This is a genomic window from Blautia faecis, from assembly GCF_020554845.1.
In the GTDB taxonomy this organism is placed as follows: Bacteria; Bacillota; Clostridia; order Lachnospirales; family Lachnospiraceae; genus Blautia_A; species Blautia_A faecis.
On sequence record NZ_JAJCIA010000001.1, the window covers coordinates 98,713 to 112,874 of the forward strand.

The 14,162-nt window shown below is 37.9% G+C and carries 25 protein-coding genes; all 25 read left to right on the forward strand.

Going from position 1 to position 14,162, the window contains the following annotated elements:
* Positions 1-169 precede the first annotated feature (169 nt).
* The 25 genes from spoIVA to LIZ66_RS00565 all read left to right on the forward strand — a co-directional run bounded on the left by spoIVA (position 170) and on the right by LIZ66_RS00565 (position 14,159).
* Complete coding sequence (gene spoIVA / locus LIZ66_RS00445) at positions 170-1,639, forward strand: stage IV sporulation protein A (protein WP_173718664.1); 1,470 nt, start codon at positions 170-172, stop codon at positions 1,637-1,639.
* Between the two features lie 593 nt (positions 1,640-2,232).
* Positions 2,233-2,535, forward strand: a complete 303-nt coding sequence (locus LIZ66_RS18860; RefSeq protein ID WP_227198811.1) for a DUF6431 domain-containing protein — start codon at positions 2,233-2,235, stop codon at positions 2,533-2,535.
* 80 nt (positions 2,536-2,615) lie between these two features.
* Complete coding sequence (locus tag LIZ66_RS00455) at positions 2,616-3,035, forward strand: hypothetical protein (RefSeq protein WP_227199953.1); 420 nt, start codon at positions 2,616-2,618, stop codon at positions 3,033-3,035.
* Positions 3,036-3,277: 242 nt separating this feature from the next.
* On the forward strand, positions 3,278-3,535 hold the full coding sequence (locus tag LIZ66_RS00460) for a hypothetical protein (RefSeq protein WP_227199961.1): 258 nt from the start codon (positions 3,278-3,280) through the stop codon (positions 3,533-3,535).
* 136 nt (positions 3,536-3,671) lie between these two features.
* Entirely contained in the window at positions 3,672-3,893 is a 222-nt protein-coding gene (locus LIZ66_RS00465; RefSeq protein WP_227199964.1) for a beta-lactamase induction signal transducer protein, read from the forward strand.
* A 49-nt stretch (positions 3,894-3,942) separates the two neighbouring features.
* Positions 3,943-4,359, forward strand: a complete 417-nt coding sequence (locus LIZ66_RS00470; protein ID WP_195982756.1) for a hypothetical protein — start codon at positions 3,943-3,945, stop codon at positions 4,357-4,359.
* A gap of 92 nt (positions 4,360-4,451) precedes the next feature.
* Positions 4,452-4,772, forward strand: a complete 321-nt coding sequence (locus LIZ66_RS00475) for a hypothetical protein (protein ID WP_195982757.1) — start codon at positions 4,452-4,454, stop codon at positions 4,770-4,772.
* A 175-nt stretch (positions 4,773-4,947) separates the two neighbouring features.
* Entirely contained in the window at positions 4,948-5,172 is a 225-nt protein-coding gene (locus LIZ66_RS00480; RefSeq protein WP_195982758.1) for a DNA-directed RNA polymerase subunit B family protein, read from the forward strand.
* Positions 5,173-5,243: 71 nt separating this feature from the next.
* Positions 5,244-5,603: a hypothetical protein gene (locus LIZ66_RS00485; RefSeq protein ID WP_227199966.1), complete on the forward strand. Its 360-nt coding sequence runs from the start codon at positions 5,244-5,246 to the stop codon at positions 5,601-5,603.
* 41 nt (positions 5,604-5,644) lie between these two features.
* Positions 5,645-5,965 carry a DUF6353 family protein gene (locus LIZ66_RS00490; RefSeq protein WP_226818636.1) on the forward strand — a complete coding sequence of 107 codons (321 nt, stop codon included), beginning with the start codon at positions 5,645-5,647 and terminating at the stop codon, positions 5,963-5,965.
* Positions 5,966-6,050: 85 nt separating this feature from the next.
* Positions 6,051-6,269, forward strand: a complete 219-nt coding sequence (locus LIZ66_RS00495; protein ID WP_195982761.1) for a DUF3194 domain-containing protein — start codon at positions 6,051-6,053, stop codon at positions 6,267-6,269.
* Between the two features lie 158 nt (positions 6,270-6,427).
* A complete protein-coding gene (locus LIZ66_RS00500; RefSeq protein ID WP_195982762.1) occupies positions 6,428-6,745 on the forward strand; it encodes a hypothetical protein in 318 nt (105 codons plus the stop codon).
* Positions 6,746-6,756: 11 nt separating this feature from the next.
* The gene (locus LIZ66_RS00505; protein ID WP_226818639.1) at positions 6,757-7,542 is read left to right on the forward strand and encodes a DUF6353 family protein; all 786 of its coding nucleotides are present in this window, start codon (positions 6,757-6,759) and stop codon (positions 7,540-7,542) included.
* A 43-nt stretch (positions 7,543-7,585) separates the two neighbouring features.
* A complete protein-coding gene (locus tag LIZ66_RS00510; protein ID WP_195982764.1) occupies positions 7,586-7,744 on the forward strand; it encodes a hypothetical protein in 159 nt (52 codons plus the stop codon).
* 337 nt (positions 7,745-8,081) lie between these two features.
* Entirely contained in the window at positions 8,082-8,891 is an 810-nt protein-coding gene (locus LIZ66_RS00515) for a DUF6273 domain-containing protein (RefSeq protein WP_227199968.1), read from the forward strand.
* Between the two features lie 53 nt (positions 8,892-8,944).
* The gene (locus tag LIZ66_RS00520) at positions 8,945-9,772 is read left to right on the forward strand and encodes a DUF6353 family protein (RefSeq protein WP_195982766.1); all 828 of its coding nucleotides are present in this window, start codon (positions 8,945-8,947) and stop codon (positions 9,770-9,772) included.
* Positions 9,773-9,840: 68 nt separating this feature from the next.
* On the forward strand, positions 9,841-10,128 hold the full coding sequence (locus tag LIZ66_RS00525) for a hypothetical protein (protein WP_227199971.1): 288 nt from the start codon (positions 9,841-9,843) through the stop codon (positions 10,126-10,128).
* Between the two features lie 82 nt (positions 10,129-10,210).
* Complete coding sequence (locus tag LIZ66_RS00530) at positions 10,211-10,414, forward strand: hypothetical protein (RefSeq protein ID WP_195982768.1); 204 nt, start codon at positions 10,211-10,213, stop codon at positions 10,412-10,414.
* A complete protein-coding gene (locus tag LIZ66_RS00535) occupies positions 10,404-10,949 on the forward strand; it encodes a hypothetical protein (RefSeq protein ID WP_195982769.1) in 546 nt (181 codons plus the stop codon). Before LIZ66_RS00530 ends, LIZ66_RS00535 begins: the two co-directional genes overlap by 11 nt.
* A 19-nt stretch (positions 10,950-10,968) precedes the next feature.
* Positions 10,969-11,568: a hypothetical protein gene (locus LIZ66_RS00540; protein ID WP_227199972.1), complete on the forward strand. Its 600-nt coding sequence runs from the start codon at positions 10,969-10,971 to the stop codon at positions 11,566-11,568.
* A 14-nt stretch (positions 11,569-11,582) separates the two neighbouring features.
* Positions 11,583-12,506, forward strand: coding sequence for a DUF6353 family protein (locus tag LIZ66_RS00545; protein ID WP_227199974.1), 924 nt, complete (start codon positions 11,583-11,585; stop codon positions 12,504-12,506).
* 113 nt (positions 12,507-12,619) lie between these two features.
* Positions 12,620-12,784: a histidine kinase gene (locus LIZ66_RS00550; RefSeq protein ID WP_227199976.1), complete on the forward strand. Its 165-nt coding sequence runs from the start codon at positions 12,620-12,622 to the stop codon at positions 12,782-12,784.
* Complete coding sequence (locus tag LIZ66_RS00555) at positions 12,777-13,370, forward strand: hypothetical protein (protein ID WP_227199978.1); 594 nt, start codon at positions 12,777-12,779, stop codon at positions 13,368-13,370. The genes LIZ66_RS00550 and LIZ66_RS00555 overlap by 8 nt, the downstream gene beginning before the upstream one ends.
* A complete protein-coding gene (locus LIZ66_RS00560; protein ID WP_306797031.1) occupies positions 13,367-13,906 on the forward strand; it encodes a hypothetical protein in 540 nt (179 codons plus the stop codon). The genes LIZ66_RS00555 and LIZ66_RS00560 overlap by 4 nt, the downstream gene beginning before the upstream one ends.
* A 13-nt stretch (positions 13,907-13,919) precedes the next feature.
* Positions 13,920-14,159: a hypothetical protein gene (locus LIZ66_RS00565; RefSeq protein ID WP_195982773.1), complete on the forward strand. Its 240-nt coding sequence runs from the start codon at positions 13,920-13,922 to the stop codon at positions 14,157-14,159.
* The last annotated feature ends 3 nt before the right edge of the window (positions 14,160-14,162 follow it).

The following is a 14,162-nucleotide window of genomic DNA, read 5'->3' on the forward strand; positions in this document are numbered from 1 at the left end:
GCCTTGCATATGAAGAAATCATCCTGCGTCAATATAGCAGAAACTTAATTTTCGATGTACAAGTATAATAAAAAGCCCGACTGCATATTATTTAGAGGAAGAATATAAGCATTACGCTGTAAACAAATCTTGCAGACCTTTAAATAATCAGGCAGGAGGGCTTTTTTGTATGGAAAATTTTCAGGTTTACCGTGATATACAGGCCAGAACCGGAGGCGATATATACATAGGCGTTGTAGGCCCTGTCCGTACAGGAAAATCAACATTTATCCGCAGATTTATGGAACTGGTGGCTTTGCCCGGAATGGATGAAAAAATGCAGAAAGAGGTCAGAGACCAGCTTCCATTAAGTGGTTCCGGAAAAATGATCACAACTGTGGAACCCAAATTTATCCCAAAAGAAGCTGTATCAGTTGATCTTGGCGAAGACAGGAAGGCGAAAGTGCGGCTTATCGATTGTGTTGGTTTTCTTGTAAAGGATGCTGGAGGAAACGTTGAGGATGGTAAAGAGAGGATGGTAAAAACACCCTGGTTTTCCAGGGCAATCCCCTTTCATGAAGCTGCAAAAGCAGGAACAGAAAAGGTTATCCAGGAACATTCTACGATCGGTCTTGTGATCACCACCGATGGAAGTTTTGGAGAAATAGCAAGGGAAAATTTTGTTCCGGCCGAGGAACAGACTGTGGCTGAATTGAAAACACAGGGAAAGCCATTTCTCATTGTAGTAAACTCTCAGTTTCCCTATAAAGAAGAAACCACTCAGATGGTTAACGGGCTTCAGAAGAAGTACCAGGTACCAGTTGTTGCGGTTAACTGTGAGCAGTTGAAAAAAGAAGATGTCGCATTGCTCCTGGAAAAAATCCTATATGAATTTCCCATTACCCAGCTGCAGTTTTTTATTCCCAAATGGGTGGAAATGCTGCCTGCAGACAGCGAATTGAAAAGCCAGATCCTTTCCCAGATTAAAGTGTGCATGAAGAAGCTTTTACACATTCGTGATGTTACCAGGGAATCGGTAAAACTGGAAGGTCCTTATGTACAGGACACTCTTCTGGATCACGTAGGTCTTTCTGATGGAACCATTCAGATACGGCTTCAGATAGATGATAAATATTACTATAAGATGCTTAGCGATATGAGTGGAATCCCCATGGAAAGTGAGTATGAGCTGATCCATACGATGAAGGAGCTAGCTGCAATGAAGGAAAAGTACGTAAAGGTTAAAGATGCCCTGGATGCAGTAAATAGCAGCGGTTACGGTGTAGTGGTACCTGAGCTTTCCCAGATTCAGCTGGAAGAGCCGGCTGTGATCCGCCAGGGAAATAAATATGGTGTGAAAATTAAATCAAAGAGTCCGTCTATTCATATGATCAAAGCAAATATTGAAACTGAAATTGCTCCGATCGTAGGTACGGAGCAGCAGGCAAAAGACTTGATCACTTATATTGGAGAAAGCGATGCAAGAGGAGAGAGCATCTGGGAGACGAATATTTTCGGAAAATCCATTGAACAGCTGGTACAGGATGGCATCCGCAGCAAGCTGACCATGATCAGCGAGGAAAGCCAGGTGAAGCTTCAGGATACCATGCAGAAAATCGTAAATGACAGTAAAGGTGGTCTTGTGTGTATTATCATATAGGTATTTTTATGAAAAAAGGCAGTATTGTTATAAGCACTGCCTTTTTTTATATATAAAATACTTTATGGGTACTTACCAATATACGGAAAACTGTGGTGCTTCCCTTTCCTTATCAAAGATTATTTATATCCATGTTCTTTTTTCCAGCGCGCCAGGTATTCCACCTGTTCCTCGTCTGAAAGAAACTGTGAATAAGGATCATTTCCCGCCGCAACACAACAGAAAAGTACAAGCAGCTGCAACGCAAAAAATAAAACAATAAGTAAAATTATAGGCAACATAAAAACCTCCTTGTAAAGTTTATATAAAAGTCTTTACAGAAAAGTTAATTTTATACATCCATTTTTGGAAAACATGAAAACCCCAGTGTTTATGCGGGTTCGCGGACTTTTGTACCTATCGTAAAATGCCGCAAAATATCGTATTTTGGTGTAAAAATGGTGTAGTAAATGGTGTAGTAAAAAGGAAAATCGAATTGAACTTATAAGAGCATTAGCGGAGAAATCTACTGGTGCTCTTTTTATGTATATGTGCTCCTTTGGCAGTAAATGATATGGTTATAGTACGGATTATATGAAAGGCTGGCGAACACCATAGATAAATACTGCCCCGACTGTAAAGAAAAATTGAAGCGATATGATACTGTAAAACGAATTGTAAGAGGGAAGGATCATTCCCAAAAACTCGTTGCCATAGAACGTTATAAATGCCCGAAGTGCAAAACAATTCATAGAGATCTTCCAGAATATTTATATCCCTTTAAGCATTACGAGTCAGATATTATAGATGGAGTGATAGAAGGATTCATCAGTCCAGAGACTTTAGGCTTTGAAGATTTCCCTTGCGAGGAAACAATGAAACGTTGGAAGAAGCGGGGCATTAAACCAAGATTATGATGGAAAATTTTTCCACCGACTTTGTTTTAACATTTTCTAAATTCTAACCTAGAATAGAATTTAGAAGGAGGTAATACTATATGGGAAATATTATAAGAGCTGAAGTATCTGAAAATAATCCATATTGGATTGAGAAACATCGTTATTACGAGCTGAAACATTTTTGTCTTCAATATCCAACATGGAAAAGAAACTATGTATCACTAGATGGTCTGTCTAGTCATTCTGCTAATTATGTGGCAGTTATAGCAAACAGCACAGTATGCGATCCGACTGCAAAAATCGGAATGCTGAAATCGTATTTTTCAAAGCGTATGGATATGATAGAGAAAACGGCTGAGCGGACAGATACAGAATTGGCTGAGTACATATTAAAAGGCGTAACTGAAGGATGGTCCTACGATATTATTAAAGCTAGATTAGAGATCCCATGTTGTAAAGACACATATTACAACTTGTACAGACGATTCTTCTGGCTGCTAAACAAGGAACGTGGATGAAAATGCGCGATAAAAACAACTCCTATTATGAAAGGAGAGTGATATTTATGAAGAATATTATCATTAACAATATTGACAAAATATTAATTGGAATTGCAATATTTTCAATAAGCGGATTGTTGTATGTTGTTAAAGAACTTAGTAAATATGACTGTTAATGGATTGAGCCAGCAATGGCTCTTTCTTTTCGCAAAGTTTACAAGTTATTTTATGAACAAACATTTATTTGAAAGGAGCTTTTTATGGAAACTAAAACAGAAACCAAAACTAGAAATCCATTCAAAAAGTTTATTTGCAACAACATTAGTACGATTGTAGTATCGAGTCTTACTTTAGCCGGAGGATGCGCATTTGGTTATGCTTTCGGGCATACGAAAGGTATCAGACAGGGGCAAGGAGAAATACTAAATAAGATCGTATTCACAAGTTGCGAAGATGGACTTATTATGAATAATTCAGAGTTAGGGCGTTATATTTTCACAGCGAAAAAGCTTAGTTGATGATGTAAGTTTTTAGATTGAGTCTTAGAGAAATCTAGGGCTCTTTCTTTTTATTCTAGATTAAAAACAGTACGGAGACTACAACAAATCGTGTTATTTTGATAACTGAAATATTGACGGAGAGGAGGTATAGCAGATGGAACTCATCATCTTAGTGATAGGTATTCTTATTGGATTATTTATTGAGCGATACATATTTCAAGAAAAGCCAATTGGTTCGCTTCGGGTAGATCAATCCGATCAGGATAGCGGGCCATATTTATTTCTTGAATTAGATCCTGGCAGAGCAAATGAGATTTATAAGAAGCAGCGTGTTTCATTGCGAGTGGAAATTAAGAATTATATTTCGCACAAATAGCACGTCCTATTATGAAAATCAATAATTTATCTGAAAGGAGATATCAGAAATGGATGAAAAGAATATTGAAGAATTATTGAGTGAGGAAATTGCAAGACAGATTAAGGGGTTATCTGAATTTGCATCCGGAAGTAAAGAAAAATCAATGGCAATTGATGAATTAGCTACACTTTACAAGCTAAGAATCGAAGAGAACAAAAGCGAATGGGATGCTGATGAGAAGTATAATTCTCGTGTTGCTGATAATGAGGCAAAGGAGCGAGATGAAAAACTTAAACAGCGGCAGATCGACGAGCAGGTTAAAGATCGATATTTCAAAGCTGGTATTGCTGGAGCAGAGCTTCTGTTACCATTGATATTCTATGGCATCTGGATGAATAAAGGATTCCGATTTGAAGAAACTGGAACAATTTCATCACAGGTATTCAGAAACTTAATCAACCGTTTCAGACCAACCAGGAAGTAAAAATTAAGGTTCAAAGCGTCGAGGGCAATGGTACAAGCCCTCTTCGTTTTACGCGTCAAAATCATTGGCTACTATGAAAGGAGATGAAATATATGAGAAATATTTATATTGAAGTACCAACAACTACAAATGAGGTGATGATGAGCATACCTTACAGAAACGATGAACTATTGGGAAAAATTCATGTAATCTTTACAGAATTGGATGAATCCAAGGTTCGCATCGTAACTGTTCGAGCTAAAGACAGTGAAGACGACAAAGACTGGTCGATTCAGAGTAAACAGGTGATGAGCAAAAATATGCGAACTGTAGAATTCGATTTCGATTTCAGAGATGACGATGGAATAAAACTTCACGTTTCAACGAAAATAATGCTCTCATACAGTCACAGATGCATAATGGTTGACTGGTAAACTTTGATGGAGATGCTTACAATTATGTTTGCATCTCCTTTTATTTTTTGCGTGAAATTTACAAGGACTATTATGAGAGAATAAAGCTTTATCTCTTGACCAAAATAATACCGACGGATATACTGTGATATACAGATATGTACGACGGTCTATATGCGAAAGGAGATATTTAGCTATGAGTATTTTTAATGAAGAACTTATCAATTCTATGAAAACTGGCAAATACATTTGTCATGAGTGCGGAAATTTAATGGAATTTGAAGATGAAAAGTGGCGGGACACTTTAGTGTGCCCGAATTGCGGTCATAGCGTAGATTTAGATCACTATGGCTGTGAAGGAGAAGAAGAATATGAAAGTTTATATCCGACACTGGAAGAAGTCATAGAGTCCGATAAGTAAATACGTATAAGCTAAAAGGAAGAGTCTTGGAGAAATCTGAGGCTCTTTTCTTTTTGCCTAGGAGAACACAAATGAGATACCATCATCAGAAACCAGATATTTATAGATCAATGTATGGAGAAACTTATATTTGCAATCATCCAGTGTATAACAAATGCACACTGTTTAGAATAGGAGACAATGGATTAGCCGTTATTCAGCAGAGATTTAATGCAGAAACCAAAAGTACCTGGTGGGGAGAAGTGGATGCTTGGCTAACAGATATTTTATATCTACATCCAGGATTTAGGAAATATTTTGACAACAGATGTGGAACATGTAAGGACGGGTTATACCCTACAGTAACGGTCAGACAGATTATGTGGGCATTAAAAATGAAGCCTATTCAGAGGCAACGATGGGAAACTTGTTTTGACAGGAGAGAAATATAGCGAAAATTACATGGGATGTTATGAAAGGAGAGTGACATTTTATGAACAAAACCATAATATTTGACGAAAAGTCATGCCAATGGAGTAAAAACGAATTGGTCAATGCGTGGACGTTAGGTGCTTACGAATGTCGATTAAACGATCATTTACAGACCCGCGGATACTTATTGCTGAGAGATGTATACGAAGCATTAGGAATACCGATAACTAAAGAATCGTTAATCGCCGGGTGGGTAAGAGCTAAAATCCATGAACAGTTTAGATTTGAAATTTATACAAAAACGAATGGCGTGATGGAAGCCGTACTACCGGATATGGAATTAGACATACGATATGCATTACCATCGGAAGAAGAGTCCTAACAAGGGCTCTTTCTTTTTTCGCCATTTTTACAGCTCCTATTATGAAAAAAAAAAAACGATAGCTTTTGAAAGGAGAAAAAGGAGCATGGACGAAATGAGAATAGTATCGAAATTCACAAGAGGAATTATTTCCAAAGCGTTGAAGATGGTGGTACATAAGAAAACTGGATATAACGTGGATATTCAGTTAAATGAGATTACTACCACAATCAATGATGGAAAGACACACCTTCACTTGGATGTAGATGCTGAGCTGGAAAAGGACGAGCTTATTAAAATTCTAAAAAGTATCGGTTTGAACTAACCGGGAGGGGCGTGGGCAACGCCTCTTTCTTTTTACTTCGCAAAATTTACAAGGACTATTATGAGAGAAAGAGAAACGGGTAGCTCGATTGGGAGAGCAACGGATTGTTCCGTACTGCTTCTCTTTTATTTTTTATCGAAAGGAGAGCTAGTAAATGAATGTCTATTGAAGAATTAAAGCTAATGCTTAGTGACGTATTCGAGTTGGATATGTGGTTTCCAGAGTATTCTATTCGAAACCGAGAGTTCGAAAAGTCAAGTTATTCGGTCTGGGCATTAAAGGAATTAACAGAGTATGTCTCACAAAAAGTTTATCCAAGAAAGGAGGTTGCAGTTGACGAAATAATTGTACTTACGAATGAATTTAGAAACAAGATGAGACGGTATGCTCAAATCAGACAAGATAACAATTTTATGTTTGTTGTGGCACAAGATATTTTGTCTGATGTATTGGATGTGTTGCGTGCCACGAAATGAAAGGAGATAGTATGAAGAAATTAAACAAGAAGAATCTGAAAAAGGCATCACCAACCCTTTTATCATGTTTTGGAGCTGTTGGAGTAATTGGAACGTCTGCTCTGGCTGTAAAAGCTACGCCAAAAGCTCTTAGAAAAATAAGAGCAGATAGTAGAGAGAATCATAATGACCCGAATGCGTACACAAAACTCGAAGCTATTCAGTCCGCATGGATTTATTATGTTCCATCTGTAGTTATGGGAGCAGCAACGATTATTTGTATATTTGGAGCAAATATTCTGAACAAACGTCAGCAGGCGGCTTTAACCAGTGCTTATGCGTTGCTCAATGATGCATACCAGGATTATCGAGATAAACTGAAAGAACTGTATGGCGAGGATGCTCACAGAAAAATTATGGAAGCCATTGCTGTGGAGAAAGCAGATGATGTCTATATCGCGTCAGATGGATTTATCGGCGGCGGATCTCTCGATATTGAAGAGCATAATCCAGATGATAATGTATTATTCTATGATAGCTACTCAAAAAGATATTTTGAAAGCTCTCTTAATCGGGTAATTCAAGCAGAATATTACTCTAATCGAGATTTTGCCATTGGAACCCAATTATCAGTAAATGATTTTTATGGATTTCTTGGATTAGATCCGATTGATGATGGGGACGAAATTGGTTGGACGATGAGCAGTGGTTATAGCTGGATCGATTTTCGTCATTATAAAACGACATTGGAAGATGGGTTGGAAGTCTGCATTATTGACATGGATTATGTTCCAGAATTGGATTTTGAACAGTGCTAATTCGCAAAATGCACAAATGCTATTATGAAAGGAGAGTGAAGTCATGAACAGTAAGATGATTAAGGTTATTGGAATGGCAGCAACACTGATTGGAATAGGGGTAAATCTTATAACCGATTGGGTTGATGACCAAAAGATGGATGAAAAAATTGACAAAAAGGTGAATGAAGCACTTGCCAAGAAAGAAGCGGAGGAGTCCTGATGTGGACTCTTTTCGTTTTTATTTTTGCTAATGTTGTCCATTGAAAGCGTGATTTACATCATCCAGTATTGCCTTAATGAATCTTTGCAGGATTGTAGCTTTGAGCAGGGGAGCTATTTAAAATGGACGGTTAATGAATTATTAGATCGTCTTAGAGAAAATCCTGAAGTAACGCCTCTGATTATAATCAAAGATTTTAGAAATCAGATGGAAGAATATTCAAAAGTAAGTCCATTGACTGCAAGTATATTTTGTACCGCAAAAGAATTGACAGAATGGATTATCAACCTGCTAGTTGCTTAAATTTTAAATATTAACGAGAATAGGAGAAAATATTATGCCATTAGAAACTTTTGCCGCATCAAAACTTGTTCAGAAAATGCTTAGCTCTAATGCTTCACAGGAGGAACTTTATAACGCAAAGAAATATTTATTGGCGGCTGTAGATTACGATTCAGCATCGCTTGCGTTGAAATCTGTTGCAAATGAAACAAATATTAAAGAACTGAGTAAGAAATACCAGCTTTATGGTTCATGGATGGGTTCCAGCGATATATCTGCCAAAGAATTACTTAATTTAAACTTCGGTGTACCAAAGCACGAATATGATTTTTCCAAAACTAAAGTAGGTGACAAGATTACAGTAGACTTGAAAGAACTGGGAAAATTTGAAGCTACTGCCTATGAAGTGACAGATAACAACGTTCTTTTCATCTTTGATGATTATATTGCAGAGCGTCCTATGAATGAAAAGCCTACGAACGAAGGCGGATATGAAAAATCAGATCTGAAGAAATGGATTGATAGCTATTTATATAGTTTATTTCCATTAGAGTTGAAAACACGTATCATCGAGCTCACCATTCCTACAGTTGGACAGGTTGTTGGCTGGGACGATGCGTGGGATAAAAGCCATTTTGAACCAGATGGAGACGAACAGCTTCCACTTATGAAAAAGAGACGCAATCGAGTTGCTTATTTTAATAATGAATGCGAATGGGGCTGGCTTCGTAATGCAATGAAAAAAAAATACCCTTCGGCTCCCTTTGCCGGTGTGAACTACGGCGGCAATGCGCATTACTGCGACGCTTCGTTCTCTCGTGGGGTTCGTCCGGCTTTCCGTGTGGTTAAGAAACTCAGCCTGTAATAACCTTCCGCCCCTTGTGGGCGGTATTACTAAAATTTGGAGGATATTTTGAAATGCAAAAAGTAAATCTACCGAAAGTGCTCAACGATTTGAAAATCAGAACAGTAAAACGTAGTCCGGAAATATTAACTGGCATTGGAATTGCTGGGATGATCACGACAACTGTGATGGCTGTAAAAGCAACTCCGAAAGCGCTCGTATTGATTGAACGCGAAAAAAATCGAGTGAACCATGAAAATTTGGAAGAAGCGAAGAGATCTGGCTGTGAAGAATGCAATCAAATCAGTCACTTAGAGCCGCTTGAAATTGTAAAAATCACGTGGAAATGCTATATTCCAGCTGGTATTACTTGTTTCGTGTCAATGGCTTGCTTGATCGGGGCAAGTTCTGTTAATCTCAGACGTAATTCTGCTCTGGCGATGGCATACACATTATCCGAATCCACTTTGAGAGATTATCAGAAAAAGGTAGTTGAGACCATCGGAGAGAAGAAGGAGCAGACAGTTAGAGATGCAGTCGCCAAGGAACACGTAGAAAAGAATCCCATAGAAAATAAAGAAGTTATCATCGTTGGCCGTGGCGATACTTTATGTTTTGATACTGTGTCTGGTCGATATTTCAGATCAGATATAGAGACAATCAAAAAAGCTGAAAATGAACTGGATGCCAGATTGAGAACCGAAATGTATATTTCCCTTAATGATTTCTATTATGAAATTGGTTTGGAACCGCTTAGAACAATCGGGGACGATCTTGGATGGAATATTGACAGAGGATTTCTGGATTTGAGTTTTAGTTCTCAATTAGCTACAGATGGAACGCCCTGCCTGGTAATCGACTATGGAGTTGCTCCGAGATACGATTATCGTAATCTTATGTAAGTACGCAAAATTTACAAAGTATATTATGAAAGAAAATTAATTTCGAAAACTGAAAGGAGAAAGAAATCATGGAAAACAACAATGAAATCATCGAAAACAGCGAGGAAGTTATGGAAACAGCAACTGAAGAAATCGTTAAGGCGGCTTCAAGCAACAGCAGTTTCAGTACAGCTACTAAGTTTGGATTAGCTATGATTGCGGGAGGATTGATCTGCAAATTTGTAGTAGAGCCAGGCGTAGCAAAATTGAAAAGAAAAGCAGAAGAACGTGCAGCGAAGAAAAGTGCATCTAATCCTAATAACATTGTTGACGCGGATTATGAAGAAGTTCCAAATGACGATGCTCCAGAAGAATAAGCATCGAAATGAATTTTAGGAAGATTGAGTCTTAGAGAAATCTAGGACTCTTTCTTTTTTGTTTTTATATGGGAGGTGTCCTATGAACCAGTATACGTATGATGGTCCTGTTATGAATTTCGGGACTTGTATTTCAGATCAATGGCATGGAACAACATATGCTGTATCTGAGAAAAAAGCCAGGAGTAATTTGGCTTATCAGTTTAAGAAAAATAACAATCGCATAACGGGATCGAGGATCACTCTCCCGGGAAAGGTGAAGATGGTGAACAAATATGACTATTGATTTGGATACAGTTATTGGATTTGTTGGTGTAACAGTTGGCTTATTTGGTCTCGGATATGCTGTTGGAGCAAATAAGAAAATGAAAGAAGTTAGTGAAGTAGTTGGAAAATCCGTGGATTCCATGATTTCTGACGGTAAACTTGATATTCCCAAAGAACTTATTAATGAAACCATTAAGGAACGGGTGAACGAAAAAGTTGATTGCGAGATACAGAGAAAAGTAAAAGCGGCGTGCGATAACATTGTTGTAGATGTGAAAACTTCCATGTACAACAAAATCAGTGATGCTGCGGAGAGAGCTGTAGATTCGACATACCGTTCTATGGAAGTTGAGGCGAAAGAGAAAATCAGAAAAGAGCTTCGTAATATTGATATTTCTGGTTTGAAACGGGAAGTAAAGGCTGAAGCTAAAGAAGCCGTTACCGAGAAACTTCAGTCTTCTATGGATGATATCCTCGAAACCTATAATTCAAATCTTGCCAACGTGCAGAATATTTATAGCACGATCGCGAAATCAATGGCTGGAAGAGCATAAATTGGGAGGTGGTTAGAAAATGGCGACAGAAGAGTATAAATCAAATTCTCATAAATCAAAGGAGCAAAGTCAAGCGCCGATTGAGAAAAAGGTTGAGAAAGTAATTTCTGGTTCTGCGAAGTCTAAGAAAAAGGGTGGAATTCAGAAATTTACAGGCATGTTTGTTCCGGAGGATGTTGATGATGTAAAAAGTTATATTTTTGAGGACATTGTGGTTCCTTATGTAAAAGACATGTTCCTCGATGCTGTAAAAGCATTTTTAGGCGTTAATGGAAGCTCTCGGGGAAAATCATCCGCATCTTCAAGAGTATCATATCGAAAATATTATGATGATCGTGAACGAAGGGATAGCGGGTCTGGTAATCGCACTCGATCTGGTTATGAGTACGATGATATTATTATCGAAAATCGAGGGGAAGCTGAAGACGTGTTATCCAGAATGGATGAGCTTATTGATCAATATGGTCTGGTGAGCGTTGCTGATCTGTATGATCTTGTTGGTATTAATGGAAATTATACCGACAACAAGTATGGTTGGTTTAATATCCGAACAGCTTCCGTAGTTCGTGTACGAGATGGGTATATGATAAAACTGCCAAAAGCAGTACCATTAAATTAAAGAGGAGAAACGAAATGAATAAAAATGAAATTGTTAAAAAGGCATCTTCTGCCTTAGGAAAAGTAAACATCAAACTCAGAAAGCATAGTCCAGAGCTTTTAATTGCTGCTGGTGTAGTTGGAACGGTTGTTAGCACGGTTCTCGCTTGTAAAGCAACTACAAAATTAAGCACAATTCTGGACGAATCAAAAGGCAATATTGAAACTATTCACAAATGCGAAAATGATAAAGAAATGGAAGAGCGGTATTCTCAGGAAGATGCTAAGAAAGATTTAGCAATTGTGTATATACAGACTGGTGTTAAGATTGCAAAACTGTATGCTCCAGCTGTAGTTCTTGGAACTATTTCCATTGCCGGAATTGTTGCGTCCAATAACATTCTAAGAAAAAGAAATGTGGCATTGGCTGCCGCTTACGCAACAGTTGATAAATCTTTCAAAGAATATCGTAGCAGAGTGGTTGAACGATTCGGTGATGATGTCGACAAAGAGCTTCGATACAATATCAAAGCTAAGAAAATCGAAGAAATGATCAAGGATCCCGAAAGTGGAAAAGAAAAGAAATCCAAAACGACTGTAAATGTTGCGGCTCCGACAGTCGATGACTATGCAAGATTCTTTGATAAGACTTGTCGACATTATGAAGAGAATATGAATTACGATCTTATGCTGCTCAGATCTCAGCAACAGTTAGCAAACGATAAACTTGTTGCAGATGGATTCCTGTTTCTAAGTGATGTGTATGATATGCTCGGTATTACTCGTACAAAGATGAGCCAGTCTGTTGGTTGGATTTATAAACCAGATGGAAATTCAAACGGAGATAATTTCGTTGATTTCGGTGTTATGGTTGTTAAAAGAGAAACTGAAGACGGCGGATATGAAGATGCTATCTTAATGAATTTTAATGTTGACGGTCCTATTCTGGATCTTATCTGACAGGAAGGAGATTTTATTATGACAGGATTAATGGCTTTTACATTTTCAGCAGCTGCTGGTATTTGCTTCTTTAGCGGAATTGCAGTTCTTATGGGCGGAAAGGGGAATCACTAATGGACGGATTTGGAAATTTTATTTCAATGATGGATTTTATTCTTGATACGAAAAGAAAACGTCATATCACAGGAGGCATTCTTTTGAGTGCTTCCTTACTTTTCGGAGGACTCGCTCTTACAGTAATGACAATCAATGAGGGGGAAACGAAAGACAATGAATAAAAAGACAACTTTTATTTTTGCATTTATTTTAGGAGCGGCTTCTGGATCTGCTGTAACTTGGTATTCGGTTAAGAAAAAATATGAAGAGATTGCGCAAAGAGAAATCGATTCGGTGAAAGAAGTTTTTGCTAAGAAGCGCGAAAAAGAGCAGAACAAAGATGTTGTAGCGAAAAATGTAACCGAAGACAAAAAAGAAAAGCCGGAACTCAAAGAATATGTAGCCAAACTTCATAGACAAGGGTATACAAAATATTCGGAGTATTTTGATGGTGGTATCAGCGAAGAGAAAGAAAGCGTGGTTAACGAACCGTATGTGATTTCTCCAGAGCAGTTTGGTGAAAATGAAGATTACGAGAGAATTAGTTTGACATATTATGCCGATCAGGTATTGGTGGATGAAAACGATGAAATGATTGAAGATGTGGAGGAGATGGTCGGTTTTGAGTCGTTGAACCATTTCGGAGAATATGAAGATGATTCGGTATTTGTCAGAAATGACGCTAAGAAATGCGATTATGAAATTCTCCTGGATCAGAAGTTATATTCTGATGTAATCGATGAGATGCCACATCAGATGGAGGTATGATGACAAGTGATGAACTGAATAAGGCATATTTTGAGTGGATGTACGGTCTTGTCTGTGACGATGAAGCATCTTACCGAGAACTATTTCATTTCCTTCATGGTGTTGATTTTACATACACTATTGATATGGATGGAAATCGTTTTGATGATGGTGTCAATCTGCGATATCGCTTTGCAGATGAATGCAGGTATAGTGGACGGCTAGTTGCGAAATATTTAGACACTCGTCCATGTAGTGTATTGGAGATGCTTTTAGCACTAGCCATTCGATTAGAAGAGCATATTATGTCAGATCCAGAGCGTGGCGACCGAACTAGAATTTGGTTCTGGACTATGCTTTCTAATCTGGAGCTCGATGATATGATTGATTCCAGATTCGATGCGAATCATGTAGAAAATGCGATTCAGAAATTATTGAATCGGGAATACGGACGTGACGGTAAAGGCGGTTTGTTCAGAATAAAGCATTGCAAATGCGATTTAAGAAACGTTGAAATCTGGTATCAGGCAAACTGGTACTTAAACGGCGTGAAATAGGAGGTAATATTATATGCTTGAGTATATTTTCAATAGTATGAAAAACACGGAGAAAAACTTCGAAATCATTTGCAGAAATCTGAAGAGGCAGAAGAGTTTTAACAAGTCTGTTGTATTCTTTGCTTTTTCTGTAGCTGCTTATGCATTTACAAATGAAATTGAAAAAAGGAACCAGGCAATGAGAATCAAGAATCTTGAGAAAGAGATTGAAAATATCAACAATAGAAACAACGAGCCAGGAGACGAAATGTGATGT

Bases quoted from the DNA above. Each gene is read 5' to 3' on its own strand.
- LIZ66_RS00475 (WP_195982757.1), top strand. From the start codon at position 4,452: ATGAGAAATATTTATATTGAAGTACCAACAACTACAAATGAGGTGATG.
- LIZ66_RS00545 (WP_227199974.1), top strand. From the start codon at position 11,583: ATGAATAAAAATGAAATTGTTAAAAAGGCATCTTCTGCCTTAGGAAAA.
- spoIVA (WP_173718664.1), top strand. From the start codon at position 170: ATGGAAAATTTTCAGGTTTACCGTGATATACAGGCCAGAACCGGAGGC.
- LIZ66_RS00530 (WP_195982768.1), top strand. From the start codon at position 10,211: ATGAACCAGTATACGTATGATGGTCCTGTTATGAATTTCGGGACTTGT.
- LIZ66_RS00555 (WP_227199978.1), top strand. From the start codon at position 12,777: ATGAATAAAAAGACAACTTTTATTTTTGCATTTATTTTAGGAGCGGCT.
- LIZ66_RS00480 (WP_195982758.1), top strand. From the start codon at position 4,948: ATGAGTATTTTTAATGAAGAACTTATCAATTCTATGAAAACTGGCAAA.
- LIZ66_RS00520 (WP_195982766.1), top strand. From the start codon at position 8,945: ATGCAAAAAGTAAATCTACCGAAAGTGCTCAACGATTTGAAAATCAGA.
- LIZ66_RS00540 (WP_227199972.1), top strand. From the start codon at position 10,969: ATGGCGACAGAAGAGTATAAATCAAATTCTCATAAATCAAAGGAGCAA.
- LIZ66_RS00490 (WP_226818636.1), top strand. From the start codon at position 5,645: ATGAACAAAACCATAATATTTGACGAAAAGTCATGCCAATGGAGTAAA.
- LIZ66_RS00495 (WP_195982761.1), top strand. From the start codon at position 6,051: ATGGACGAAATGAGAATAGTATCGAAATTCACAAGAGGAATTATTTCC.
- LIZ66_RS00515 (WP_227199968.1), top strand. From the start codon at position 8,082: ATGCCATTAGAAACTTTTGCCGCATCAAAACTTGTTCAGAAAATGCTT.
- LIZ66_RS00550 (WP_227199976.1), top strand. From the start codon at position 12,620: ATGGACGGATTTGGAAATTTTATTTCAATGATGGATTTTATTCTTGAT.
- LIZ66_RS00465 (WP_227199964.1), top strand. From the start codon at position 3,672: ATGGAACTCATCATCTTAGTGATAGGTATTCTTATTGGATTATTTATT.
- LIZ66_RS00470 (WP_195982756.1), top strand. From the start codon at position 3,943: ATGGATGAAAAGAATATTGAAGAATTATTGAGTGAGGAAATTGCAAGA.
- LIZ66_RS00565 (WP_195982773.1), top strand. From the start codon at position 13,920: ATGCTTGAGTATATTTTCAATAGTATGAAAAACACGGAGAAAAACTTC.
- LIZ66_RS00455 (WP_227199953.1), top strand. From the start codon at position 2,616: ATGGGAAATATTATAAGAGCTGAAGTATCTGAAAATAATCCATATTGG.
- LIZ66_RS00505 (WP_226818639.1), top strand. From the start codon at position 6,757: ATGAAGAAATTAAACAAGAAGAATCTGAAAAAGGCATCACCAACCCTT.
- LIZ66_RS00560 (WP_306797031.1), top strand. From the start codon at position 13,367: ATGATGACAAGTGATGAACTGAATAAGGCATATTTTGAGTGGATGTAC.
- LIZ66_RS00485 (WP_227199966.1), top strand. From the start codon at position 5,244: ATGAGATACCATCATCAGAAACCAGATATTTATAGATCAATGTATGGA.
- LIZ66_RS00525 (WP_227199971.1), top strand. From the start codon at position 9,841: ATGGAAAACAACAATGAAATCATCGAAAACAGCGAGGAAGTTATGGAA.
- LIZ66_RS00500 (WP_195982762.1), top strand. From the start codon at position 6,428: ATGTCTATTGAAGAATTAAAGCTAATGCTTAGTGACGTATTCGAGTTG.
- LIZ66_RS00460 (WP_227199961.1), top strand. From the start codon at position 3,278: ATGGAAACTAAAACAGAAACCAAAACTAGAAATCCATTCAAAAAGTTT.
- LIZ66_RS00510 (WP_195982764.1), top strand. From the start codon at position 7,586: ATGAACAGTAAGATGATTAAGGTTATTGGAATGGCAGCAACACTGATT.
- LIZ66_RS00535 (WP_195982769.1), top strand. From the start codon at position 10,404: ATGACTATTGATTTGGATACAGTTATTGGATTTGTTGGTGTAACAGTT.